Genomic DNA, 25007 nt, shown 5'->3' with positions numbered 1-25007 from the left:
CGCCTCCTGCAATGCGGGGCCGGTCTGCGCAGCGGGCCCGGAGCCCCGGGTGTCCGCGCGGTGCCTCCTGCGGCCCCTTGAGTGTTGGCGGGGAAAGTGGCCGGGATTTGCCGGGGAGGCAAGATCGGGCTGCGGCATATCGCCTGCGCGACGTCGCGGCAACACCGCGCTAGACATCGAAAAGCTCTATCGGAACCGCGCGTTGGACAAGCGCAGACACACCAGCGCGGGCATAGGAGGCGAGACGGGATGCTCAGGAAAGTCGATTTGCCGCCGCTCTGGCTTCTGGGCTGCCTCTGCCTTGCCTGGGTGCAAAAGAGCCTGCTACCTTTGGGGCTTGGCTTCGGCCCGGTCTGGGCCGACCTGCTGGGCGGGCTGCTGGTCGGGGGCGGCGTGCTACTGTCGCTGCTGGCGCTGCTGGACCTGCGGCGCGCCCGAACTACCTTCATGCCGCACCAGGAGCCGGAGCGGCTTGTCACCTCTGGCGTGTTCCGCCTGTCGCGCAATCCTATCTATCTGGGAGACGTGATGATTCTGGCCGGCTTCCTCCTCTTCTGGGACGCGGTGCCATCGCTTGTGCTGCTGCCGATTTACGTCTGGCTGCTCGAAAAGCGCTTCATCGAGCCGGAGGAGGCGCGTTTGCGACGAAAGTTTGTTGCGGAATTCCGTAAGTATGAGACACAAACCAGAAGGTGGCTTTGAATTTTCTTCGCCATGTGTTTAACCGGATCGTTCCGGTTGTGAGCATGGCACCGCGCGGGTAGACCATACGTCAACCGAACAGCAACCAAGACACCAGGAAGGGTCGGACACTCGGCCTAAAAGGGGGACGAACTAAGTGAAGATCGGAACGCCGACAGAGATTTTCGAGGGAGAGGCGCGCGTCGCCATGACCCCGGACTCGGCGCTGCAACTGCAGAAGCTGGGATATGATTGCCTGATCCAGTCAGGCGCCGGCGCGAAGGCAGGCTTTGCCGACGCGGCCTATGAGGCCGCTGGCGTGACCGTGGTTCAGGATGCCGCCGCCCTGTGGGCGCAGGCGGATATCGTCGCCAAGGTCCGCCCGCCGAGCGAAGAGGAAGTGGCGCATCTGACGCCCGAGAAACTGCTGATCTCGTTCTTCTATCCTGCCTCGAACGAGGCACTGATGAAGCAGGCCGCCGATGTGGGCGCCAGCGTGATCGCGATGGACATGGTCCCGCGCATCAGCCGCGCGCAGAAGATGGACGCCCTGTCGTCCATGGCCAATATCGCCGGCTACCGCGCGGTGATCGAGGCGGGCAACAACTTCGGCCGCTTCTTCACCGGTCAGGTGACCGCCGCCGGCAAGGTGCCGCCCGCCAAGGTGCTGATTGTCGGCGCAGGCGTGGCCGGTCTTGCGGCCATCGGCACCTCGACCTCGCTCGGCGCGATCACCTACGCCTTCGACGTGCGGCCCGAAGTGGCCGAGCAGGTCGAGAGCATGGGCGCCGAATTCGTCTACCTCGACTTCGAGGAAGAGCAGGCCGACGGCTCTGCTTCGGGCGGCTATGCCTCGGTCTCCAGCCCCGAGTTCCGCGAAGCCCAGCTCGCCAAGTTCCGTGAACTTGCCCCCGAGATGGACATCGTCATCACCACCGCCCTGATCCCCAACCGGGAAGCCCCGGAGTTGTGGACAGAGGACATGGTCAAGGCGATGAAGCCCGGCTCGGTGATCGTCGATCTGGCGGCCGAGCGCGGTGGCAACTGCAAGCTGACGGTCATGGACGAGAAGATCGTCACCGACAACGGCGTGACCATCATCGGCTACACCGACTTCCCCAGCCGCATGGCGACGCAGAGCTCGACGCTCTACGCCACCAACATCCGGCACATGATGTCCGACCTGACGCCCGGCAAGACCGACGGCACCGTCGTGCACAACATGGAAGACGACGTGATCCGCGGCGCGACCATCGCGCACGGCAAAGACGTCACCTTCCCGCCGCCGCCGCCGAAGACCAAGGCGATCGCAGCGCAGAAGCCTAAGGAAAAGGCGCCCGAACTGACGCCGGAACAGAAGCGCGCGCAGGAAGTGGCCGCCTTCAAGGCGCAGACCAAGCAGCAGGTCACCCTGCTGACCATCGGTGCGGTGCTGCTGCTCGCCGTGGGCCTCGTTGCCCCCGCCAGCTTCATGCAGCACTTCATCGTCTTCGTGCTCTCGGTCTTTGTTGGCTTCCAGGTGATCTGGAACGTCTCGCATTCGCTGCACACCCCGCTGATGGCCGTCACCAACGCCATCTCCTCGATCATCATTCTTGGTGCCCTGATGCAGATCGGCTCGGGCAACTGGCTGGTGATCATCCTTGCCGCGCTCTCGGTCTTCATGGCCGGGATCAACATCTTCGGCGGCTTCCTCGTGACACGGCGCATGCTCGCCATGTTCCAGAAATCGTAAGGAGAGGTGGGGACTATGGAATTCGGATTCACGACGGCGGCCTATGTGGTCGCGGCCGTTCTGTTCATCCTGTCGCTGGGTGGCCTCTCGGGGCAAGAAAGCGCCAAGCGCGCCGTGTGGTACGGCATCGTCGGCATGGGCCTCGCGGTCTTTGCCACGCTGATCGGCCCGGGCTCGGGTCTGTGGCTGCTGTCGGTCATCCTGATCGCGGCGGGCGGCATCATCGGCACCTATGTGGCCAAGAAGGTCGAGATGACCGAGATGCCGCAGCTGGTGGCCGCAATGCACAGCCTCGTCGGCCTCGCGGCGGTCTTCGTCGGCTTCAACGCGCATCTCACCATGCGCACGGTCGAGAAGGCGCGTGCCGCCGGTGAGGCGGTGCACGGCACCTTCGCCGAACTGGTCGCGCATAAGACGCCGGTCGAGCTGAGCATCCTGCAGGTCGAGCTGTTCCTCGGCATCTTCATCGGTGCGGTGACCTTCACCGGCTCGGTGATCGCCTATGGCAAGCTCGCCGGCAAGGTGACCTCCAAGGCCGAGAAGCTGCCGGGCGGGCATCTGCTCAACGCGGGCGCCGCGGCGCTCTCGGTGATCTGCCTGATCTGGTACATGAACACCGGCGGGCTCTTCCCCGTGCTGATCATGACGCTCTGCGCGCTCTTCATCGGCTACCACCTGATCATGGGCATCGGCGGCGCCGACATGCCGGTGGTGGTCTCGATGCTGAACAGCTACTCGGGCTGGGCCGCGGCGGCCATCGGCTTCTCGCTGTCGAACGATCTGCTGATCGTCGTCGGCGCGCTGGTGGGCTCCTCGGGTGCGATCCTGTCGTACATCATGTGCAAGGCGATGAACCGCTCCTTCGTGTCGGTGATCCTGGGCGGCTTCGGCGGCACCTCGGGCCCCGCGATGGAGGTCGAGGGCGAGCAGGTGGCGATCGACGTCGACGGCGTGGCCTCGGCGCTCGAGGAAGCCGACAGCGTCATCATCGTGCCGGGCTACGGCATGGCCGTGGCACAGGCGCAGCAGAACGTCGCGGAACTCACCCGCAAGCTGCGTGCCAAGGGCAAGGAGGTGCGCTTCGCAATCCACCCCGTGGCAGGGCGCCTGCCGGGCCACATGAACGTGCTGCTGGCCGAGGCGAAGGTGCCTTATGACATCGTTCTCGAAATGGACGAGATCAACGAGGACTTCCCCGACACCGACGTGGTCATCGTCATCGGCTCGAACGACATCGTGAACCCCGCGGCGCAGGAAGACCCGAACTCTCCCATCGCCGGCATGCCGGTGCTGGAAGTGTGGAAGGCCAAGCAGGTCTTCGTGTCGAAGCGCGGTCAGGGCACCGGCTACTCGGGCATCGAGAACCCGCTGTTCTACAAGGACAACACGCGGATGTACTACGGTGACGCGAAACAGTCGATCGGCGAGCTGCTGAACAAGATCAGCTGACCCGGTTGAACGATCGAGACAGGGGGCCCCGTCAGCGATGGCGGGGCCCTTTGCGTTGCTGCATTGCGGCATGGGGGCAGGGCGCCGCGCCGCCGGCCCGCGGCTTTTTCGCGAAATCGGAGGTTTACCCGCTTCGCGGCGCCTTGGCCTGTCATACAGAGCGTTTCCGCCTTGCATGGACCCTCTGGGACGCATAGAAGACCGCAAATTCGAATTTCGCGGTGGGCCGGAGTCCGTGCCCCCGTATCACGACCACAAGGGAATTGGCATGCAGGTCAACGAGACGCTGAACGAAGGTCTGAAGCGCGCCTACGAACTCATCCTCACCGCGGAAGAGCTCGATGCGAAGGTGAACGAAAAGCTCGTCGAGGCGCAGCCGGAAATCGAGATGAAGGGCTTCCGCAAGGGTAAGGTCCCCATGCCGCTGCTGAAGAAGCAGTTCGGTCAGCGCGTGCTGGGCGAAAGCATGCAGGAAGCCATCGACGGTGCGATGAACGAGCACTTCGAGAAGACCGGCGACCGTCCGGCGCTCCAGCCGCAGGTCAAGATGACCAACGACGACTGGAAAGAAGGCGACGACGTCACCGTCGAGATGAGCTACGAGAAGCTGCCGGAAGTTCCGGAAATCGACGCGTCGAAACTGTCGCTCGAGAAGCTCGTGGTGAAGGCAGATGACGCCGCCGTCGACGAGGCGCTGGCGCAGCTCGCCGAGAACGCGCAGGACTTCAAGGACCGCCGCAAGGGCTCCAAGGCGAAAGACGGCGACCAGGTGGTCATCGACTTCGTCGGCAAGGTCGACGGTGAGGCCTTCGAAGGCGGTTCCGCCGAGGACTACCCGCTGGTGCTGGGCTCGAACTCCTTCATCCCCGGCTTCGAAGAGCAGCTGGTCGGCCTGAAAGCCGAGGAAGAGAAGGCCGTCGAGGTTTCCTTCCCCGAGGAGTACGGTGCAGAGCACCTCGCCGGCAAGGCTGCCGTCTTTGACGTGACCGTCAAGGCCGTGAAAGAGCCGGTTGCCGCCGAGATCGACGATGAGCTGGCCAAGAAGTTCGGTGCCGAGGATCTCGAAGCGCTGAAGGGCCAGATCCGCGAGCGTCTCGAAGCCGAATACGCCGGTGCCTCGCGCCAGGTGCTGAAGCGCGCCATGCTCGACGCCCTGGACAAGGAAGTCAGCTTCGAGCTGCCGCCGAGCCTCGTTGAAGCCGAAGCCAAGCAGATCGCGCACCAGCTCTACCACGAAGAGCACCCGGACGATCACGGCCACGACCACGGCGAGATCGAACCCACCGACGAGCACAACAAGCTCGCCGAGCGCCGCGTGCGCCTTGGCCTGCTGCTCGCCGAGATCGGCCAGAAAGCCGAAATCGAGGTGACCGATCAGGAAATGACCCAGGCGATCATGATGCAGGCGCGTCAGTACCCGGGCCAGGAACGTGCCTTCTTCGACTTCGTGCGCCAGAACGCCCAGATGCAGCAGCAGCTGCGCGCGCCGATCTTCGAAGACAAGGTCATCGACCACATCGCCGAAGGCGCGACCGTGACCGAGAAAGAGGTCTCCAAGGACGACCTCATGAAGGCTGTCGAAGCGCTCGACGAAGAGTAATTCCGCGCCTCAGCGCCGGAACGAAGGGCCGCCCTCCGGGGCGGCCCTTTTGCATGTGCGGCGTGGCCTTCGCCGGACAGGCTGCATCTGCGGCAGGGAATTTCCTTGCCGGATCGCGCGCTTGCATGTGATCCTGCGGTCAGGGAGGGCGCCCGATGAAGTCAACGCACGCAGGTGACGCGCGCCGCAAGGTGCTGGATGCGGCGGAGATCGGCGCGCTGGCGCATCTCTACCGCGGCGAGGTTTACCGCTCGACGATCTGGCGCACCCGGCTTGACACAACGACGAACTGGGCGGTGGTCACGCTCGGCATCGCGCTCTCGATCTCCTACAGCTCGCCCGCCGCCTCGCCGCTGCCACTGATCCTCGTCGGCATCCTGATCCTCTTTTTCCTGATGCTCGAGGCGCGGCGCTACCGCTACTTCAACGTCTGGCGCGCCCGCTGCCGCTGGATGGAGACCCACTTCTTCGCGCCGATGCTGCATGACGGCGATCTGCACATGGAGGAGGGATGGCAGGAGGTGCTGGCGCAGGACTACTGGAAGCCGCGCTACCATGTCTCGGTCAGCGTTGCGATCGGCCGACGGATAAGGCGCAACTACGTGTGGATTCTGCTGATCCAGAGCATCGCCTACATCGGCAAGCTGCTGGTCCATCCCGAGCCGCTGACCTCGGCCGGGGACTTCGTGGCGCGCGCCTCGGTGGGGCCCATCCACGGCGGCTTCGTTCTGGCCGCGGGGCTGCTCTACTGCCTGGTCTGGGGCGCTGCGGCGCTCTGGAGCTGGCGCGACGACATGCGCCGCGCCGGAATGCGCCACGACAAGACCAGCATGGGCTGAGCGCGTCAATTCCGGGCAAAGAAAAAGCCGCGCCGGGGGGACCGGCGCGGCTTTCCATGTTTCAAGCGGCGATCCGAAAGCGGATCAGGCCTCTTCGTCGTCCGACGCCGGAGCGGCTTCGTCCTCGTCCGACGCGGCGCTGCCGAGTTCGTCGAAGAGTTCGGAGATCTCGAATTCGGCCTGAGCCTCTTCCTCGGCGGCCAGTTCCTGGATCGACTTGCCCGATGCCTGGAGCTCTGCCTCTTCGGGCGAACGTGCGACGTTGAGGTTGATGGTGACCATCACCTCGGGGTGCAGGTGCACCTCGACTTCGTGCACGCCGAGTTCCTTGATCGGCTGGCGGATGACCACCTGCTTGCGGTCCAGCGAGAAGCCTTCGGCGGTGGCGACATCTGCGGCGTCACGGGTGGTGACCGAGCCGTAGAGGTTGCCGCCGTCCGACGCCTGGCGAATCACGACGAACTGCTGGCCGTCGAGCTTTGCGCCGAGCGCTTCGGCTTCTTGCTTGGTCTCGAGGTTGCGCGCCTCGAGCTGGGCTTTCTGCGCTTCGAAGGAGGCGATGTTCTCTTTCGAGGCGGTCAGCGCCTTGCCCTGCAGCAGCAGGTAGTTGCGTGCATAGCCGGGTTTGACGTCGACGACATCGCCCATCTGGCCGAGCTTGGCCACGCGCTCCAGAAGAATGACTTGCATGGGTCTCTCTCCTTATTTCACGACGTAGGGCAGCAGGGCGAGGAAGCGGGCGCGCTTGATGGCACGGGCCAGTTCACGCTGCTTCTTTGCCGACACTGCGGTGATGCGGGACGGGACGATCTTGCCGCGCTCAGAGATGTAGCGCTGCAGCAGACGGGTGTCCTTGTAGTCGATCTTGGGTGCATTGTCGCCCGAGAAGGGGCAGACCTTGCGGCGGCGGAAAAACGGTTTTGCAGCCATGGTTTTAGCTCCTCTCGTTCAGATCAGTTACGGGGACGGCGGTCGCCGCGGCCCTCGCGCTCGTCGCGCTTCTGCATCTGCACCGAGGGGCCCTCGGCATGCTCATCGACCTTGATGGTCAGAACGCGCATAACGTCGTCATGCAGGCGCATCAGACGCTCCATTTCCTGCACGGCCGATGCGGGGGCATCGGTCTTGAGGAAGGCGTAGTGGCCCTTGCGGTTCTTGTTGATCTTGTAGGCCATGGTCTTCACGCCCCAGTACTCGGATTCGACGACCTTGCCGCCGTTGTCCGAGAGGACGGTGCCGAAATGTTCGACGAGACCTTCAGCCTGCGCGTTGGAAAGGTCCTGACGCGCAATGAAAACATGCTCATAAAGCGGCATGTGTGCTCCATTTCTATCCGGGCGCATTTCATAGGGCAGGCAATCCACTCCGCTCCTGCCCACGAGAGTCTGCGCGGTTCACATCATCTTGCAGAGGGATGGTGCTCTATACACGCTCAGCCCGGGGATACAAGCCTCCATCGGGCGCGGACAGATTGATTAATGGTTTCTCAAGAGTTCGGCCCGATAACCTTGCGGCAGAGCTGAAAAACGCCGGCATAGCTTCGCGGAATTGCCCCAATGCTGTCGCGATCGGGCGTCAGTTCTGGGGGCGTACGGCGTGACGAGTGAAGGAGACGGGCAGGATGTCCCTTGGCAGTTTTCATAACCCCGAACGGGAGGCCACGGCCCATCTGCTTCGCCTCGGCGGCCAGTTCGTCGGATTTGCCCTGGCGCTTTCGGCCTTCGCGCTGTGGCTGGTGCCCGAGGCGGAGCAGGGGCTCTCCCTTGGGCGGCTGCTGCTCTCGCTGACGTTGCTGCTCACCGGGGTGAGTGCCGTTCTGCTCTGTGCTGACCGGCGCTAGAACGCGGATTTCGTCGGGCCGGTATCTGGGCCGATAGGCGGGCAAACAAAAAATAGGATCGGCGGACGGGAAGGGCTCGGGATATCCCGGGCCTTCTTGGGGTTTCGCGGCTTGGCTCTCGCGGGGCTGGTCTCGTGTGGCCGGAGAGGGCGCCGGCTCGAGCCCCGGTCCGACCTGTGCGACGGGGCGCGCCGACAACTGTTCGATTTTCCACAGACCCTGTGGAGGCAGGCCGGATTGCCGCGGCGCGGCGAATGACGACATGGTCGGGCATCGCAACGCAATCCTCCCGGAGATATCCGATATGAAATCCCTTCTTCTCGCCGGCGCCGTCGCGCTCGCCCCGATCGCAGCCTTTGCCGCCCCCGAGACCTATGTCTTCGACGCAAGCCACACGCAGATTGTCTTCTCCTACAACCACCTCGGCTTCTCGACCGGCTACGGCATGTTCGGCGGCTTCGAGGGTGAGATCCAGTACGACGCCGAAGACCCGGCCGCGTCCAGCGTCACCACCTCCTGGGACGTGACCACCATGCTCACCGGCTGGGAAGGCCGCTACGAGCACTTCATGAGCGACGATTTCTTCGGCGCCTCGGATGACAAGACCGTCTCCTTCACCTCGAAGTCCATTGAAGTGACCGGCGATGACACCGGCCTGATCACCGGCGATCTGACCCTCAACGGCGTGACCAAGGAGGTCGTGCTCGACGCGGTCCTGACCCAGGCGGGCGAACACCCGATGGAAGGCAAGCCCTGGCTCGGCTTCCACGCCACCACCACGCTGATCCGCTCGGACTACAACCTCGGCATGTTCGCGCCCTACGTCAGCGACGAGGTCGAGGTCGAGATCTCGATCGAGGCGATGAAGGCCGAGTAAGGCCGTTTGACCCTGTCCCCGCGGGGACAGGGTGTCTTTGGTAACGAGCAGACGCGTCAAGAGCTTTACCAGTGCCCCCCGGAGCCCATGGCTTCGGGGGGTGGTTTTTTATGCACAGCCCTGCAAAGCTGCAGGCGCGCGAACGGGTGATTGTCAAAGCGGCGCGGCCTGCGCTCTACTCGGGGTGGGCGGTGCCAACCGCCCTTCGACGCCACGCCCGGAGGGCCGGGCAGCAAGGAGCGACCCCGATGACCCTCGACCCCGAGACGGACCTGACCTTCAGCCGCGATATTGACGCGCGCCCCGAGGTGCTCTTCGCGTGCTGGACCACCCCCGAGCACATCAAGCACTTCTTCGTGCCGAAACCACATAAGGTCACCTCCTGCGATATCGACCTAAAGGTTGGCGGGCGCTTCAACACGACCTTCGAGGTCGAGGGGAATGAGATGCAGAACACCGGGGTCTGGCTCGAGGTGGTCCCGAACCGCCGCCTGGTCTTCACCGACAGCTATTCCGAGGGCTGGAAGCCGGCGCCCGACCCGTTCATGACCGCCATCATCGACTTCGAGGACAACGGCAAGGGCGGCACGCTCTACACCGCGACCGCCCGCCATCGCAGCGCGGAGTCGCGCCAGACGCATGAGCAGATGGGCTTCTACGACGGCTGGGGCGCCGTGGCGACCCAGCTCGAGGCCTACGCCAAGACCCTGCGCTGAGCGCGCTCAGCCACGTCCGGCGCGGAAGTCGGCAAGGCTCTTGCCCGGCTCATCGACGAAAAGCCCGGGCAGGGGTGTCACGCCGGTCACCTGGTCGATGCGGAGCGTTTCAAAGCCGCGCGCGGTCTCGTTCCAGGTGACGCAGGTCCAGATGCGGCCCCAGTAATCCATGTGCAATGGACGCAGGTCCTGCGGGCCGGCGCGATCCTTGAGCGTGACCCGCAGCTTCTGCCGGGCGCGGATGGCGGCGCGGAAGTCGGGCATGAAGCGGAATCCCTCGGCGGCCTCGCGAAAGGGGTAGGTGGCAAAGCCGAAGGCGCCGCCCGTGGTGCCATCCTCGGGCAGCAGCGCGTCGATCCGGGCCGAGAGCGCCTCGGCGGCTTCGGCGAGGTCGGCCATGCCGCCCTGTCCGACGGCGGCGAGCCCAAGGTGCAGCGCCTCCAGTTCCAGCTCGCTCAGGTTCAGCGGCGGCAGGGTGAAGGCCGCGCGGGCGGTGTAGCCGCGCCCGCGCTCGCCTTCAATCGGCACGCCAGAGGCCGCCAGCGTGTCCATGTCGCGATAGATGGTGCGCACCGAGACGCCCAGTTCCTCGGCCAGCGCCTCGGCAGTGTGCAGCGTTCCATCCTTGAGGCGGGTCATCAGCGTGTAGAGGCGGTCGGACTTCTTCATCTGTGGCGTTCCGGGGGCAGGGCATCCAGGGCGGGTCGATTCGCGCGAGCGGCGAAGCGCGGGAGCGCCCCAACTGACATATTATTGTCACCTGACAGAATACTGTCATAAAGCAGAAAGAAAACCCCTCCGACGTGCCAGGCAGCCCGGCTTTGCGCCTTCCGCGCCGCCGGGAAGGATCCTACAACCCGGGAACAGATTTCGACGCGCCGCTTCGGGGACGCCCGCACAGGGTTGGAGCGGCCTAAGGGAGACTAAGGACATGCTCAACAACATCGGCCTTCCGGGCCTTCTGCTCATCGCCGTCGTGGTGCTGGTTCTGTTCGGCCGCGGCAAGATTTCCAACCTCATGGGCGAAGTCGGCAAGGGCATCACCGCCTTCAAGAAGGGCGTGAGCGAGGGCTCGAAGGAACTCGAGGACGAAAAGGCCGACGGGGCCAAGGACGTGACCCCGGAGAGCGAGAAGGACAAGGTCTGATCCCATGTTCGATCTTGGCTGGTCGGAACTCATGGTCATCGGGATCGTGGCGCTCATTGTCGTGGGCCCCAAGGATCTGCCGGTGCTGTTCCGCAATGTAGGTCGCTTCATGGGCAAGGCGCGCGGCATGGCGCGCGAGTTCAGCCGCGCGATGAACGATGCGGCGGACGAGGCGGGCGTGCGCGACGTTGCCAAGACCCTCAAGACGGCGACCAACCCGATGAGCTCGGCCATGGACGGGGTGCGCGATGCCGCCAAGTCGATGACCGACCCCACCCCCCGAAGAAGACCGAGGGGCTGAAAGAGGATCCCGGCGCGCTCGAGACCGAGCGGGCCGCGAACAAGCAGAAGATCGAGGCTGGCGCCGCCCGCGCCGCCGCCGAGCGCCAGAAGCGCGAGGCGGAAGCGGCGATGAAGCGCGCAGAAGAGTCCGCGAAGAAGGCCGAGGAGCTGGAATCGCACCTTAAGAAAGACGGTGACGCATGAGCCAACTGGACCATGACGAAATCGACGACAGCTCGGCGCCGCTGATCGAGCACCTGGCTGAGCTGCGCACGCGGCTCATCCGGGCTGTTCTGGCGTTCATCGTGGGCATCGTGCTGGCCTTCACCGTGGCCGAGCCGCTGCTGCAATTCCTGCTGGGCCCGATCGAGGAGACGCTGCGCGCGCTTGGCGATCCGTCGCCCACCATGCAGTACACCTCGCCGCAGGAATACCTGTTCACGCTGTTCCGCATCTCGATGGTCTTCGGCTTCGGCCTGGCCTTCCCGGTGATCTCGTTCCAGCTCTGGCGCTTCGTCGCGCCGGGGCTCTACAAATCCGAGAAGAACGCCTTCCTGCCGTTCATGATCGCCTCGCCGATCATGTTCCTGCTCGGCGCGAGCTTTGCCCATTTCATCGTGACGCCGCTGGCGATGCAGTTCTTCCTCGGTTTTGCCGACGTGAGTTCGATCTTCGCCGACCTGCTGCAGCGTGCGACCGACGGCATGCCCGCCGATCTGCCTGCGGACACCGCCGTCGTGCCCGAGACCGCCGAGGGCATGAAGATCACCTTCTTCGGCAAGGTGAATGAAAGCCTCGACATCACGCTCAAGTTCATCGTCGCCTTTGGCCTGTGCTTCCAGCTGCCGGTGCTGCTGACGCTGATGGGCAAGGCCGGGCTGGTCTCGGCCGAGGGCCTGGGCTCGGTGCGCAAATACGCCGTGGTCGCGATCCTCGTGCTGGCCGCGCTGGTCACCCCGCCGGATGTGACCACGCAGGTGATCCTCTTCGTGGTGGTCTACGGGCTTTACGAGATCTCGATCTTCCTCGTCCGCCTGGTCGAGAAGAAGCGCGAGAAGGAGCTGCGCGCCCAAGGCCTGTGGTTCGAAGATGACGAGGAAGAGGTCGAGGAGGACCGCACCACGTGAAGAAGAACGCGTTGAAACGCATCGCGGAGGCGCTGGAGCGAATGGCTCCGGCGCCTCTTGCCGCCCCGGAGTTCGGCGCGGCGGATGCCTTTGTCTGGCACACTGAGCCGGACCGGCTCGAGCCGGTGCCGCAGGTGAACCGGATCGACCTCAAACTGCTTGTCGGCATCGACCGCTCGCGCGACACGCTGCTGTCCAACACGCTGCAGTTCGCCCGCGGACTGCCCGCCAACAACGCCCTTCTGTGGGGTGCGCGCGGGATGGGAAAATCGAGCATCGTCAAGGCGGTGCACGCCGAAGTTCGTGCGAAGGGCCAGCCGCTGAAACTGGTCGAGCTGCAGCGCGAGGACCTGCCCTCGGTGGGCCGGTTGCTGAACTTGCTGCGCGGCGCGCCGTACCGCTTCGTGTTGTTCTGCGACGACCTGTCGTTCAGCCATGACGACCAGCATTACAAGAGCCTCAAGGCGGTGCTGGACGGCGGCATCGAGGGGCGGCCCGAGAACGTGCTCTTCTACGCCACCTCGAACCGCAGGCACCTGATGCCGCGCGACATGATCGAGAACGAGCGCAGCACCTCGATCAACCCCTCCGAGGCGGTCGAGGAGAAGGTCTCGCTGTCGGACCGTTTCGGGCTCTGGCTGGGCTTCCATCCCTGCACGCAGGACGAGTACCTCGCGATGATCCGGGGCTACTGCACCGAGCACGGCGTCGAGATCGACGACGAGACGCTGCGGGCCGAGGCGATCGAATGGCAGGCGACGCGCGGCGCCCGCTCGGGCCGGGTGGCCTGGCAGTATTTCCTCGATCTCGCGGGACGCAAGGGCGTGACGATCGGCTGAGGCCGCGATCGGGTATTTGACTAGAAAGCAAAGGGCCGGGGATCTTCCCCGGCCTTTTTTCCGGCCCTCTTTACCGTTGCGCGCCCTCTCGTCTTTTCGGAAATGCGCGACTCCGAGGTTGCAGCCGGGTGGCCCTTCGGGCGAAATGCGCAAGACTTTTTGGGGGCCTAGGCATGTCGCAGCCGATAGAGCTGGTGCTGTTTGATTTCGACGGTGTCGTCGTGGACAGCGAGATCATCTCGCTGCGCATGCTGGTGACCGAACTGGCGCAGCAGGGCGTCACGGTCGACATCCCCTATGTCGCGCGGCATTTCCTTGGCCGCAGTTACCCCACGGTGATCGCGCAGATCCGCGAGGAATTCGGCATCACGCTGCCCGCTGGCTTCGAGGCCGACTACCGCGCCCGGCTCATCGCCGCCTTCGAGGCCGAGGGGCTGAAAGTCATGCCGCACCTGCGCGAGGTGCTCGGGGCGCTCGCGGTGCCCTATTGCCTTGCCACCAGTTCGAGCCCGGCGCGGGTTGCCTCGAGCCTTGCAATGACCGGGCTGACGGCGGCCTTCGAAGGGCGGATCACCACGGCCTCTGAGGTCAAACGCGGCAAGCCCGCGCCCGACCTGCCGCTGCGCGCCGCCGAAAAGGCAGGCGTGCCCCCGGAGCGCTGCCTGCTGATCGAGGATTCCTTGGCCGGCATCGGCGCGGGGCTGGCGGCGGGCATGGCGGTCTGGCAGTTCACCGGCGGCAGCCACCTTGCGAACGGGGCGGTGCCGCAGGACCCCCAGACGCTGCCGCACCGTCAATTTGCAAGTTTCGCGGAACTCCCGCATCTTGCCCCTGATCTCTTTCTCACAGGCACGTGACCATGGCCCTGCGCACCCTCGACAGCGATGACGCCTCTCCCGACGATCTGGCGGCGCGCGCGGCCTGGCTCTACTACGTGGGGGGCCTGCGGCAGGACCAGATCGCCGATGAGCTTGGCATCTCGCGCCAGCGCGCGCAGCGGCTGGTGGCCCGGGCCGTGGCCGAGGGTCTGGTGAAGGTTCGCATCGACCATCCGATCGCCGACTGTCTCGAGCTCGAACGCGGGCTGCGCCAGCGCTTCGGGCTGTCGCGCGCGCGCGTCGCACCGCGGGCGGATTCGGGGCAGGACGCGCTGCGCGCCATCGCGCCCTTTGCCGCCGCCGAGATGGAACGGATCTTTGCGCAGGAGACGCCGCAGCTCATCGCGCTCGGCACCGGGCGGACGCTGCGGGCGATGATCGACCAGATGCAGACCATCTCGGCCGGGCACCACCGCATGGTCTCGCTGATCGGCAACGTGGCGCCCGACGGCTCGGCCTCCTTCTACGAGGTCATCATGCGCATCGCCGACAAGACCGGCGCGCCGCACTACCCGATGTCGGTGCCGGTGATGGCCCGCGACGCCGAGGAATTCGCGACCTACCGCAGCCTCCCGCACGTGGTGAGCTCGCGCGCGCTGGCCAAGGAGGCGGATGTGACGATCGTCGGAATCGGCCAGATGGCGGATGATGCACCGCTCCTCGTCGACGGGTTTATCACCGCCGAAGAGCTCTCTAGCCTGCGGGCGGCAGGGGCCGCAGGGGAACTTGGGGGCCATGTCTTCGACGCCGAAGGGCGGTACCTCGATCATCCTGTCAATGAATTCATGGTTGGCGTGCGCGTGCCGCAGAACCAGAATCCGGTGATCTGCGTTGCCGGAGGTGTCAGCAAGATCAAGGCCTTGCGGGCCGCTCTTAAGGGGCATTTGATCCAGGGCCTGATCACCGACGAACTCACCGCCGCGGAAATCCTCAGCACTTCTTAAAGGCTCTGCGTCCAAAATGGGCTTGACTCGACTCATGGCTTTGAGTGAGCATTTGCCCATCACGCGGGCAGTTGCTCACCAAAGGGAGAGCGAGCGCAAGCCCAGTGTCGGAATTCAGGGAGGATTTCTCATGTCAGTTACCATCCGCGCTCTCATGGGCGCGTGCGCTTTGGGTGCCCTCGGCACTGCGGCGCTTGCAGAGACCACGATCACCGTCGCAACGGTGAACAACGGCGATATGATCCGCATGCAGGGTCTGATGGACGCCTTCTACGAGGCGCACCCCGACATCAAAGTCGAATGGGTGACGCTGGAAGAGAACGTGCTGCGCCAGCGCGTGACCCAAGACGTGGCCACCAAGGGCGGTCAGTTCGACGTGATGACCATCGGCACCTACGAGGTTCCGATCTGGGGCGAGCGCGGCTGGCTGGTCAGCCTCGATGACCTGCCCGAAAGCTACGATGCCGATGACATCCTGCCCGCCATCCGCGGCGGTCTGACGGTTGAGGGCAATCTCTATGCCGCGCCCTTCTACGGCGAAAGCTCGATGGTCATGTACCGCAAGGACCTGATGGAGGCCGCCGGGCTCGAGATGCCCGAGGCGCCGACCTGGGACTTCATCAAGGAAGCCGCGGCGGCGATGACCGACAAGGAAGGCGAAGTCTATGGCATCTGCCTGCGCGGCAAGGCCGGCTGGGGCGAGAACATGGCCTTCCTGACCGCCATGTCCAACTCCTATGGCGCGCGCTGGTTCGACATGGACTGGAAGCCGCAGTTCGACAGCCCCGAGTGGAAGGCGACGCTGACCGACTATCTCGATCTGATGAACAACTACGGCCCGCCGGGTGCCTCGTCGAACGGCTTCAACGAAAACCTCGCGCTGTTCCAGTCGGGCAAATGCGGCATGTGGATCGACGCCACCGTGGCGGCTTCCTTCGTGACCAATGCCGAGGAATCCTCGGTGGCCGATCAGGTCGGTTTCGCTCTGGCGCCCGACAACGGTCTCGGCAAGCGCGGCAACTGGCTCTGGGCCTGGAACCTCGGCATCCCCGCCGGCACCCAGAAGGAAGACGCGGCCAAGGCCTTCGTCGAATGGGCGACCTCGAAAGAGTACCTCGCGCTCGTCGCCGAGAAAGAGGGCTGGGCGAACGTGCCGCCGGGCACCCGCACCTCGCTCTACGAGAACCCCGAGTATCTCGAAGCCGCGCCTTTCGCCGAGATGACGCTGGAGTCGATCAACGCGGCCGATCCGCAGAACCCGACCGTCGACGAAGTGCCCTACGTGGGTGTCCAGTTCGTCGCCATCCCCGAATTCCAGGGGCTCGGCACCGCGGTTGGCCAGCAGTTCTCTGCCGCGCTCGCGGGGCAGGTGACGGCCGAACAGGCGCTGCAGTCGGCGCAGATGCTCACCGAGCGTGAAATGATGAAGGCAGGCTACATCAAGTAAGCCCGCCTCGCGGACAGCCACGGACCGGCGGGCCCTCCGGGGATCGACGGGCCCGCCCCCTCCAGGTCCGATGGCACACCCGGCCCGGCCGACCCTGGAAACGCGGCGCAAGACCGCGCCCTGGGGCTCCGCGCCTCCCGTCCTCACCCGGGCGGCGGCGGTCGGTCGGTGTCCACTGCTTCCGGGGCAACGCGCGCCGGCCCACCCCAGCGCGGGCGCCCCGGAAGCGCTCATTCCCCACCTCAAAGACCCGATACCCAAGCCCCAAGTCCCAGGGAGACAGGCCATGGCCACCAAAGCTTCCCGCGCCGCTGCCCGGCTCATGATCTCGCCCGCGGTCCTGCTGCTGCTCGGCTGGATGATCGTGCCGCTGTCGATGACGCTCTATTTCTCCTTCCTGCGCTACAACCTGCTGATGCCGGGGATGGAAGAGTTCACCGGTTGGACCAACTACAAGTTCTTTCTGACCGATCCCGCCTTCACCGCGGCGCTGTGGAACACGCTGCTGCTGGTGGGGGGGGTGCTGCTGATCACCACCATCGGCGGCACGCTGCTGGCACTGCTGATGGACCAGCCATTCTGGGGGCAGGGCATCGTGCGCATCCTGGTGATCGCGCCCTTCTTCGTCATGCCCACCGTCTCGGCGCTGGTCTGGAAGAACATGTTCATGAACCCGGTGAACGGGCTCTTCGCCCATCTGGCGAAATTCTTCGGCCTGCAACCCTATGACTTCCTCGCGCAGGCGCCGCTTGGCTCGATCATCTTTATTGTCAGCTGGCAATGGCTGCCCTTCGCCACGCTGATCCTGCTGACCGCGCTGCAGTCGCTCGACCAGGAACAGCTCGAGGCCGCCGAGATGGACGGGGCGGGACCGCTGTCGCGCTTCTTCTACATCATGCTGCCGCACCTGGCGCGGGCGATCACCGTGGTCATCCTGATCCAGACCATCTTCCTGCTGTCGGTCTTCGCCGAAATCCTCGTGACCACCAACGGTGGGCCGGGCGTGGCCTCCACCAACCTCACCTACCTCATCTACATGCAGTCGCTGCTGCAGTTCGACGTGGGCGGCGGCTCGGCCGGGGGCGTGGTGGCGATCATCCTCGCCAATATCGTGGCGATCTTCCTGATGCGGATGATCGGCAAGAACCTGGAGACCTGAGCGATGCCGGTACCTGCAAATCCGCGCGCGGGCATTGCCGCCAAGGCCCCGCAAATTATCGACAAACTGAGTGGGAGGGGATGACATGGCACGCAAAGTGACAAACCGGCGCAAGGCCGTGGTGACCGTGCTGGCCTGGCTCGTGGGGCTCGCGATCTTCTTCCCGATCCTGTGGATATTCATCCTCTCGTTCAAATCCGAGGGTGACGCGATCAAGACGCCCTTCGAGGTGCTGAGCTCGGCCTGGACCTTCGAGAGCTACGCCACGGTGCAGGAGCGGTCGAACTACGTCCGGCACTTCTGGAACTCGGTGGTGATCTCTCTGGGCTCGACGTTGATCGGCCTCGCGATCGCCATCCCGGCGGCCTGGGCCATGGCCTTTGTGCCCGGCAAGCGCACCAAGGACGTGTTGATGTGGATGCTGAGCACCAAGATGCTGCCCCCCGTCGGCGTGCTGGTGCCGATTTACCTGATCTTCCGCAACCTCGGCCTGCTCGACACACGCCTCGGTCTGGTCGTCGTGCTGACGCTGATCAACCTGCCGATCATCGTGTGGATGCTCTACACCTACTTCAAGGAGATCCCCGGCGAGATCCTCGAGGCCGCGCGCATGGACGGCGCTTCGCTGAAGAACGAGCTGATCCACGTTTTGACGCCGATGGCGGTGCCCGGGATCGCCTCGACCCTGCTGCTCAACATCATCCTGGCGTGGAACGAGGCCTTCTGGACGCTGAACCTGACGGCGGCCAGGGCGGCGCCGCTCACCGCCTTCATCGCCAGCTACTCGTCCCCCGAGGGCCTGTTCTACGCCAAGCTCTCGGCGGCCTCGACCATGGCCATCGCGCCGATCCTCATCATGGGCTGGTTCAGCCAGAAGCAACTTGTCCGCGGCCTGACCTTCGGCGCGGTGAAATAAGATAGGAGCCAGACATGGGACGCATCACCCTCGACAAGGTGACCAAGAGCTTCGGTGACGTGAACGTCATCCCGCCTCTGGATCTGACCATCGACGACGGCGAATTCGTGGTCTTCGTCGGCCCCTCGGGCTGCGGCAAGTCCACGCTGCTGCGGCTGATCGCGGGGCTCGAAGATGTGACCTCGGGCCAGATCCGCATCGACGGCGCGGACGCCACCAACATGCCTCCCGCGAAGCGCGGACTGGCCATGGTGTTCCAGAGCTACGCGCTCTATCCGCACATGTCGGTGCGCAAGAACATCGCCTTTCCGATGAAGATGGCGGGGATGCCGCAGGACGAGCAGAACCGCCGTATCGACGCGGCGGCGAAATCGCTCAACCTGACCGACTACCTCGACCGGCGCCCCGGCCAGCTCTCGGGCGGCCAGCGTCAGCGCGTTGCCATCGGCCGGGCCATCGTGCGTGAGCCTTCGGCGTTTCTCTTCGACGAACCGCTGTCGAACCTCGACGCGGCGCTGCGGGTGAACATGCGGCTCGAGATCTCGGAACTGCACAACGCGCTCAAGACAACGATGATCTACGTGACCCACGACCAGGTCGAAGCCATGACCATGGCCGACAAGATCGTCGTGCTGCGGGCGGGCAACATCGAGCAGGTCGGCTCGCCGCTGGACCTCTACCACAGGCCGCAGAACGAGTTTGTCGCGGGCTTCATCGGCTCGCCGAAGATGAACCTGATCCGCGGCGCGGAGGCCGAGAAGCACGGCGTCGCGACCATCGGCATCCGCCCCGAGCATCTTGCGGCGTCGACCGAGGGCGGCCTCTGGCAGGGCACCGTGGGCGTGGCCGAGCATCTCGGGTCCGACACCTTCCTGCATGTGCATGACCACGGGCTGGGCGACGAGCCGATGACCGTGCGGGTGGACGGCGAAATGCCCGTGCGCCATGGCGACCGCATCTTCCTGACCCCGGACGAAAGCAAGCTGCACCGCTTCGACAAGCAGGGGCTGCGGGCATGACAACGCGCCTGCAAGGCAAATGCGCCTTGATCACCGGCGCGGCCCGCGGCATCGGCGCGGCCTTCGCCGAGGCTTACCTGCGCGAGGGGGCGAAGGTGGCGATTGCCGACATCGACCTTGCGCGGGCCGAGGCCACGGCGGCGGCGCTCGGCGAGGGGGCGGTCGCGGTGCACATGGATGTCACCGATCAGGCCAGCATCGACAGCGCGGTCGCCGAGACCGTCGCCCGGCTTGGTCGCATCGACATCCTGGTCAACAACGCCGCGCTCTTTAGCGCCGCGCCGCTGGTCGAGATCACCCGCGCCGAGTACGCCCGGGTCTTCGACATCAACGTCGCCGGCGTGCTTTTCACCATGCAGGCCGTGGCGAAACACATGATCGAACGCGGCGGCGGAGGGCGGATCATCAACATGGCAAGCCAGGCCGGACGCCGTGGCGAGCCCTTGGTGGCGGTCTACTGCGCGTCCAAGGCGGCGGTGATCAGCCTGACGCAATCGGCGGCGCTGAACCTCATCGAGCACGGCATCAACGTCAACGCCATCGCCCCCGGCGTGGTCGATGGCGAGCATTGGGATGGTGTCGATGCCTTTTTCGCCAAGTGCGAGAACAAGCCGCTCGGCCAGAAGAAGCGCGAGGTCGGCTTGGCCGTGCCCTACGGCCGCATGGGCCGTGCCGAGGATCTCACCGGCATGGCCGTCTTTCTTGCCTCGGACGAGGCCGACTACATCGTCGCCCAGACCTACAACGTCGACGGCGGCCAATGGATGAGCTGACGGAGAGTCTCATGAAACTCCACACCGGCGCGCTTGACGCGCTTGATCCCCGCATCTCCCGCCCGGCCTACGACCGGTCCTCCCTGACGCCGGGCATCGTGCACGTCGGCCTTGGAAATTTCCACCGCGCGCATCAGGCGGTCTACCTCGACGACCTCTTCGCCAAGGGGCTCGACCACGACTGGGCGATCTGCGGCGCCGGCGTGCGCGCACCAGATGGCAAGATGCGCGATGCGCTGGCGGCGCAGGACTACCTCTCGACGGTGATCGAACTCGATCCTTCGGGTCCGCGCCCGCGGATCATCGGCGCCATGGTGGATTTCTGCCCGGTCGACCCCGAGAACGGCCCGCTCATCGACCGCATGGCTGATCCCGCGACGCGGATCGTCTCGCTGACGGTGACCGAGGGCGGCTACTACGTCGATGCCACCACCGGCACCTTCGATCCCAGCCATCCCGACATCCTTGCCGATGGCGCCGCGCCCGAACGCCCGAAGACCGTCTTCGGCGCCATCGTCGCCGCGCTCAAGGCGCGCCGCACGGCGGGACTGCCACCCTTTACCGTGATGAGCTGCGACAATATCCCCGGCAACGGCGAGGTGACCCGCGACGCGGTGGCGGGCACGGCGCGGCTGTCGGACCCCGACTTCGCGCTGTGGATCGAGACCAATGTCGCCTTTCCGAACTCCATGGTCGACCGCATCACGCCCGCGACCGGCGAAGGCGAGCGTGCGCTGGCGCGTGACTTTGACCTCGACGACTCGGTGCCGGTGACCTGCGAGCCCTTCCGGCAATGGGTGCTCGAGGACAATTTCCCGCAAGGTCGTCCGCGGCTCGAGGAGGTGGGGGTCACCTTCACCGGGCATGTGCATGACTACGAGCGGATGAAGATCCGCATCCTCAACGGCGGGCATGCGATCATCGCCTATGCCGGCGCGCTGCTCGGTTGCGAATTCGCCCATGATGCCATGGCGCACCCGCTGGTCAGCGCCTACCTGCGGAAGGTCGAGACCGAGGAAATCCTGCCGCATGTTGCGCCGGTGCCCGAGTTCGCGCCGCCAGCCTACCTTGAGCTGATCGAGGAGCGCTTTGCCAACCCGGCGGTCAAGGACACGATCCGCAGGCTTTGCCTCGACGGGTCGAACCGCCAGCCGAAGTTCATCGTGCCCTCGATTGCCGACGGGCTGCGCAAGGGCACGCCGATCGAGGGGCTGGCGCTGGAAAGCGCGCTCTGGTGCCGCTACTGCGCGGGCAGCTTCGAGGACGGTACCGAGATCGCACCCAACGATCCCAACTGGGAGTCCCTAACCACCCTGGCGGCGCAGGCCCGCGAGACCCCCGCGGTCTGGCTGACGCAGCGCGCGGTCTACGGCGAGGTTCAGGGGGATGCGCGCTTCGAAGAGAGTTTCTCGAAGTGGCTGCACCTGCTCTGGTCCGATGGCGCTCGGCGCAGCATAGAAACCTATTTGAACGGTTGATCTCATGTCCTATCTCGGCATCGACCTCGGGACCTCCGGCCTCCGGGCGCTGCTCTGCGACGCGACCGGGGTGCCCGTCGCCAGCGCCGAGCGCCATTATGAGGCGCGCCACCCGCACCCCGGCTGGTCCGAGCAAGACCCTTCCGACTGGATTGCCGCGCTCGAGGGGGCGTTGGGCGAACTGCGCGATCACCCGGCCTGGGCAGGGCTGCGCGGCATCGGCGTCGCGGGGCACATGCACGGCGCGGTCCTGTTGGGGCCAGATGACGCGGTGCTGCGTCCCTGCATCCTCTGGAACGACACCCGCGCCTTTGCCGAGGCCGCGCAGCTCGATGCCATCCCGGCGTTCCGCGCGCTTTCGGGCAATATCGTCTTTCCCGGCTTCACCGCGCCCAAGCTCGAATGGGTGCGCGCGCATGAGCCCGAGATCTTTTCGCAGGTCGCCAAGGTGCTGCTGCCGGCGGCCTATCTCAACCTCTACCTGACCGGCGATCACGTGGCCGACATGTCCGACAGCGCCGGCAGCGCCTGGCTCGACACCGGCGCGCGGGACTGGTCCGAGGCGTTGCTCGAGGCCGGGCACATGGCACGCGCGCAGATGCCCCGGCTGGTCGAGGGGTGCGCGGCGGCCGGCCGCCTGCGCCCGGCGCTGGCGCAGGCCTGGGGGCTCGGCCCGCAGGTCACCGTCGCCGGCGGGGCGGGCGACAATGCCGCCGCGGCCTGCGGCACCGGCGCGCTCGACGAGGGGCAGGGGTTCGTTTCGCTCGGCACCTCGGGCGTGCTGCTCGCAGCGCGCAGCGGCTACCACCCGCTGCCCGGCAGTGCGCTGCATACCTTCTGCCACGCGGTGCCGGGGCGCTGGTACCAGATGGGGGTGATGCTCTCCTGCACCGACAGCCTCAACTGGCTCGCCCGCATTGCGGGGATGCGGCCCGCCGAGTTGACCGCGCCCCTGGGCGAGGCGCTGCAGCCGCCGGGGCGGGTGCGCTTCCTGCCGTATCTGTCGGGGGAGCGCACGCCGCACAACGATGCCATGATCCGCGGCGCCTTTACCGGGCTCGGCGCCGAGACCGGGCGAGACGACATGACCCGTGCGGTGCTCGAGGGCGTCGCCTTCGGATTGCGCGACAGCGCCGAGGCGTTGCGCGGTGCCAAGGCGGAGCTCGGCCATCTGCTGGCGATCGGCGGCGGCAGCCGCTCTCGGTACTGGCTGCGACTCATCGCGACGGTTCTGAACATGCCGCTGCACCTGCCGGCCTCGGGAGAGTTCGGCGCCGCACTTGGCGCCGCCCGGCTCGGCCAGCTCGCCGCCACCGGCGCCGCGCCCGAAGAGGTGATCACCCCGCCCGCCACCGCCGAGGTGATCGAGCCCGTGGCCGAGCTGGTGGACGCCTATGAGGCCGCATACCGTCGCTTCGGCCCGGCCTATCGGGCGATCCGCGAGATCCAGTGACCGCCCGGTCAGGCGTTTCCTTCCGCGCAAGACTATCCCCGCCGGAGCCGCAAGGGGCGGCGGGGACGGATACTGCACCTCTGGAAGCGGAGCCTCAGATCACCCGCACCTGTGTGCCCACCGGGCAGAGCTGGAACAGCTCGGCGATCTTCTCGTTGTAGAGCCCGATGCAGCCGTCCGACGAGGGGCGGCCGATCTTGCGGGTGTCATGGGTGCCGTGGATGATGTAGGCGGGCCAGCTGAGGTACATGGCATGCGTGCCGAGCGGGTTCTCGGGGCCGGGGCCGATCGGCTTCCAATCCGGGTAGCGTTCCATCTGCGAGGCGGTCGGGGTCCAGGACGGGCCGACCTTCTTGCGCACGATCGATGTGTAGCCGCGCTTGGTCAGCTCCTCGGTCAGGGGCACCGAGGTTGGGTAGGCGCGGTAGTCGCCGCCGTCCGAATTCCAGTAGTGCAGGGTGCGCGAGGCGGTATCGGCAACGAGCGTGGCCTTGCCCAGAGTGTCGAAATGGTCGCGCCAGTCCTGCCGCACCCAGCTCGAGGCGTTGCGGCGCGAGGCGCCTTGCGCGTGCAGCAGCGCGGGGGTGGCCAGCAGCGAGGCGGCGGCGAAGGAGCCGCGCAGGGCGGCGCGGCGGGTCAGCGAGGGGCTCATCTTGGTCTCCTGTCTTGCGGCGGGGGTATGCCCCGTCCTTGCCGCGTGAGACCGGCCCCTGCTTAACCGAAGCTTAAGCTTTCACCGCCGCCTGCCGCGCCTCACGCGAATGCGATCCCGCGTGGGCGCGTGTCGCGGATCAGGCGCCACTTTCCACGACATCGCCGCTCATCGACAGCATGTCAGAGGGCGGCACGGTCCCTTCGCCGGAGCGCTCCGCGGGCAGGACCACGACCTTGGTGCCCTTCGGGGTGTTCTCGTAAAGGTGGAGCGAATCCTGGTTGAACATGCGGATACAGCCCGAGGAGGTGGCATGGCCGACGGTCCAGGGCGAGGGGGTGCCGTGGATCCGGTAGAGCGTGTCGCGGCCGCCCTTGTAAAGGTAGAGCGCGCGCGCGCCGAGCGGGTTCTCGAGCCCGCCCGGAAGCCCGTTTGCCAGCGGCTTGTAGGTCTCGGGCTCACGCCGGATCATGTTGGCGGTCGGCGTCCAGTTGGGCCAGTGACGTTTCAGCGCCACGTTGGCATTGCCGGAAAAGGCCAGACCCTCGGCACCCACGGCGACCGAGTAGCGCATGGCCGTGTTGCCCTCCTGAACCTGGTACAGCCAGCGCGCGCCGGGATCGACGATGATCGTGCCGGGCTTCTCGTCGGACCAGTAGTCGACCACCTGGCGCTTCTTCTCCTCGGTTAGGTACTTGTCTTCGATCGCCGGGATGGTGATGTCACCGTCCTGGACTTCGGCATACATCATCCGGGTCTCGTCGGTGATCGCGCCGGGCGTGTTGGGCGGCAGGGCAGAGGTGGTGGCGCAGGCCGACAGCAGGCCGAAGAGGCTCAGCGAAAGGGCGGCGAGGGGGAGGCGTCGTGTAAGGCGGCCGGAGAGGGTGTCTGTCATCTGGCGGGTCCGTTGCTCTTGGAATTGGGGCGCAGGGCGGCTGCGCGCCGGGGTGCGTGTGGCGCAGCGAGGGGCGCGGCGTCACGTCGATGGGACGGAAGTAGGGTGAATTCGGCGGTTGTCCGCTGGCTGGTGCCAGCCTGTGGCGGGCGGGCAACAGGAAAAGGGTCTGCGCGCGCGGCGCGCTGCTGGGGAAAGGCTCTGGGACACATCGGAGGCAACTAGGAATTGGTGCTTAAGTAAGTCTTAAGGTTGACCAGC

The 25007-nt window shown here is 65.8% G+C and carries 26 protein-coding genes and 1 pseudogene; 21 read left to right on the top strand and 6 right to left on the bottom strand.

The features are described 5' to 3' along the window. The first annotated feature begins 249 nt into the window (after positions 1 to 249). The 5 genes from CEW88_RS08065 (at position 250) to CEW88_RS08045 (ending at position 6304) form a co-directional block, all read left to right on the top strand. Positions 250 to 702, top strand: a complete 453-nt coding sequence (locus CEW88_RS08065) for a methyltransferase family protein (RefSeq protein ID WP_108965763.1) — start codon at positions 250 to 252, stop codon at positions 700 to 702. A gap of 136 nt (positions 703 to 838) precedes the next feature. Beyond that, positions 839 to 2416, top strand: a complete 1578-nt coding sequence (locus tag CEW88_RS08060; protein WP_108965761.1) for a Re/Si-specific NAD(P)(+) transhydrogenase subunit alpha — start codon at positions 839 to 841, stop codon at positions 2414 to 2416. 15 nt (positions 2417 to 2431) lie between these two features. Then, entirely contained in the window at positions 2432 to 3865 is a 1434-nt protein-coding gene (locus tag CEW88_RS08055; protein WP_108965759.1) for an NAD(P)(+) transhydrogenase (Re/Si-specific) subunit beta, read from the top strand. Positions 3866 to 4133: 268 nt separating this feature from the next. Continuing rightward, a complete protein-coding gene (tig, locus tag CEW88_RS08050; protein WP_108965757.1) occupies positions 4134 to 5465 on the top strand; it encodes a trigger factor in 1332 nt (443 codons plus the stop codon). Positions 5466 to 5620: 155 nt separating this feature from the next. Continuing rightward, positions 5621 to 6304 carry a DUF2270 domain-containing protein gene (locus tag CEW88_RS08045; RefSeq protein ID WP_108965755.1) on the top strand — a complete coding sequence of 228 codons (684 nt, stop codon included), beginning with the start codon at positions 5621 to 5623 and terminating at the stop codon, positions 6302 to 6304. Between the two features lie 84 nt (positions 6305 to 6388). Here the strand turns inward: CEW88_RS08045 and rplI are convergent, their stop codons facing one another. From rplI to rpsF, 3 genes are read right to left on the bottom strand one after another with little or no spacing between them, the layout of a single operon-like run. Beyond that, the gene (rplI, locus tag CEW88_RS08040; protein ID WP_108965753.1) at positions 6389 to 6994 is read right to left on the bottom strand and encodes a 50S ribosomal protein L9; all 606 of its coding nucleotides are present in this window, start codon (positions 6992 to 6994) and stop codon (positions 6389 to 6391) included. A gap of 12 nt (positions 6995 to 7006) precedes the next feature. After that, the gene (rpsR, locus tag CEW88_RS08035; RefSeq protein WP_089844216.1) at positions 7007 to 7234 is read right to left on the bottom strand and encodes a 30S ribosomal protein S18; all 228 of its coding nucleotides are present in this window, start codon (positions 7232 to 7234) and stop codon (positions 7007 to 7009) included. A 23-nt stretch (positions 7235 to 7257) separates the two neighbouring features. Further along, positions 7258 to 7620 (bottom strand): 30S ribosomal protein S6, encoded by a 363-nt coding sequence (gene rpsF, locus CEW88_RS08030; protein ID WP_108965751.1) that lies wholly within the window; start codon positions 7618 to 7620, stop codon positions 7258 to 7260. Between the two features lie 305 nt (positions 7621 to 7925). On the opposite strand from rpsF, the gene CEW88_RS08025 reads away from it, so the two are divergent. The 3 genes from CEW88_RS08025 to CEW88_RS08015 all read left to right on the top strand — a co-directional run bounded on the left by CEW88_RS08025 (position 7926) and on the right by CEW88_RS08015 (position 9737). Beyond that, positions 7926 to 8144 carry a hypothetical protein gene (locus tag CEW88_RS08025; protein WP_108965750.1) on the top strand — a complete coding sequence of 73 codons (219 nt, stop codon included), beginning with the start codon at positions 7926 to 7928 and terminating at the stop codon, positions 8142 to 8144. A 304-nt stretch (positions 8145 to 8448) separates the two neighbouring features. Continuing rightward, a complete protein-coding gene (locus tag CEW88_RS08020; RefSeq protein ID WP_108967640.1) occupies positions 8449 to 9021 on the top strand; it encodes a YceI family protein in 573 nt (190 codons plus the stop codon). 248 nt (positions 9022 to 9269) lie between these two features. Beyond that, positions 9270 to 9737: an SRPBCC family protein gene (locus tag CEW88_RS08015; RefSeq protein ID WP_108965748.1), complete on the top strand. Its 468-nt coding sequence runs from the start codon at positions 9270 to 9272 to the stop codon at positions 9735 to 9737. Between the two features lie 6 nt (positions 9738 to 9743). Here the strand turns inward: CEW88_RS08015 and CEW88_RS08010 are convergent, their stop codons facing one another. After that, a complete protein-coding gene (locus CEW88_RS08010) occupies positions 9744 to 10406 on the bottom strand; it encodes a helix-turn-helix transcriptional regulator (protein WP_108965746.1) in 663 nt (220 codons plus the stop codon). Positions 10407 to 10668: 262 nt separating this feature from the next. Between CEW88_RS08010 and CEW88_RS08005 the strand changes: the two genes are divergently transcribed. The 13 genes and pseudogenes from CEW88_RS08005 (at position 10669) to xylB (ending at position 23199) form a co-directional block, all read left to right on the top strand. Beyond that, positions 10669 to 10884, top strand: a complete 216-nt coding sequence (locus CEW88_RS08005) for a twin-arginine translocase TatA/TatE family subunit (protein ID WP_108965744.1) — start codon at positions 10669 to 10671, stop codon at positions 10882 to 10884. Positions 10885 to 10888: 4 nt separating this feature from the next. After that, positions 10889 to 11370 (top strand): annotated as a pseudogene (gene tatB / locus CEW88_RS08000) (Sec-independent protein translocase protein TatB). Beyond that, positions 11367 to 12293: a twin-arginine translocase subunit TatC gene (gene tatC, locus CEW88_RS07995; RefSeq protein ID WP_108965743.1), complete on the top strand. Its 927-nt coding sequence runs from the start codon at positions 11367 to 11369 to the stop codon at positions 12291 to 12293. Before tatB ends, tatC begins: the two are co-directional and overlap by 4 nt. A gap of 41 nt (positions 12294 to 12334) precedes the next feature. Continuing rightward, complete coding sequence (locus CEW88_RS07990; protein WP_108967637.1) at positions 12335 to 13132, top strand: ATP-binding protein; 798 nt, start codon at positions 12335 to 12337, stop codon at positions 13130 to 13132. Between the two features lie 173 nt (positions 13133 to 13305). Next, entirely contained in the window at positions 13306 to 13989 is a 684-nt protein-coding gene (locus tag CEW88_RS07985) for an HAD family hydrolase (RefSeq protein ID WP_108965741.1), read from the top strand. Between the two features lie 2 nt (positions 13990 to 13991). Then, entirely contained in the window at positions 13992 to 14954 is a 963-nt protein-coding gene (locus CEW88_RS07980; protein ID WP_108965739.1) for a sugar-binding transcriptional regulator, read from the top strand. A 130-nt stretch (positions 14955 to 15084) separates the two neighbouring features. Beyond that, positions 15085 to 16401, top strand: a complete 1317-nt coding sequence (locus CEW88_RS07975) for an ABC transporter substrate-binding protein (protein ID WP_108965737.1) — start codon at positions 15085 to 15087, stop codon at positions 16399 to 16401. 286 nt (positions 16402 to 16687) lie between these two features. After that, entirely contained in the window at positions 16688 to 17560 is an 873-nt protein-coding gene (locus tag CEW88_RS07970) for a carbohydrate ABC transporter permease (RefSeq protein WP_108965735.1), read from the top strand. Positions 17561 to 17645: 85 nt separating this feature from the next. Next, positions 17646 to 18476 (top strand): carbohydrate ABC transporter permease, encoded by an 831-nt coding sequence (locus CEW88_RS07965; RefSeq protein ID WP_108965734.1) that lies wholly within the window; start codon positions 17646 to 17648, stop codon positions 18474 to 18476. 14 nt (positions 18477 to 18490) lie between these two features. Next, positions 18491 to 19495, top strand: a complete 1005-nt coding sequence (locus CEW88_RS07960) for an ABC transporter ATP-binding protein (RefSeq protein ID WP_108965732.1) — start codon at positions 18491 to 18493, stop codon at positions 19493 to 19495. Beyond that, entirely contained in the window at positions 19492 to 20268 is a 777-nt protein-coding gene (locus tag CEW88_RS07955; protein WP_108965730.1) for an L-iditol 2-dehydrogenase, read from the top strand. The genes CEW88_RS07960 and CEW88_RS07955 overlap by 4 nt, the downstream gene beginning before the upstream one ends. Positions 20269 to 20279: 11 nt before the next feature. Next, positions 20280 to 21746, top strand: coding sequence for a mannitol dehydrogenase family protein (locus CEW88_RS07950; protein WP_108965729.1), 1467 nt, complete (start codon positions 20280 to 20282; stop codon positions 21744 to 21746). A gap of 4 nt (positions 21747 to 21750) precedes the next feature. Continuing rightward, positions 21751 to 23199: a xylulokinase gene (gene xylB / locus CEW88_RS07945; protein WP_108965727.1), complete on the top strand. Its 1449-nt coding sequence runs from the start codon at positions 21751 to 21753 to the stop codon at positions 23197 to 23199. A 94-nt stretch (positions 23200 to 23293) separates the two neighbouring features. Here the strand turns inward: xylB and CEW88_RS07940 are convergent, their stop codons facing one another. Both CEW88_RS07940 and CEW88_RS07935 read right to left on the bottom strand, forming a co-directional pair. Beyond that, positions 23294 to 23851, bottom strand: coding sequence for a L,D-transpeptidase (locus CEW88_RS07940; RefSeq protein WP_108965725.1), 558 nt, complete (start codon positions 23849 to 23851; stop codon positions 23294 to 23296). Between the two features lie 139 nt (positions 23852 to 23990). Beyond that, positions 23991 to 24746 carry a L,D-transpeptidase gene (locus CEW88_RS07935; RefSeq protein WP_108965724.1) on the bottom strand — a complete coding sequence of 252 codons (756 nt, stop codon included), beginning with the start codon at positions 24744 to 24746 and terminating at the stop codon, positions 23991 to 23993. Positions 24747 to 25007: the final 261 nt, after the last annotated feature.

Source organism: Alloyangia pacifica (genome assembly GCF_003111685.1).
GTDB lineage: Bacteria > Pseudomonadota > Alphaproteobacteria > Rhodobacterales > Rhodobacteraceae > Salipiger > Salipiger pacificus_A.
This window is presented reverse-complemented; position numbering and strand designations above follow the sequence as displayed.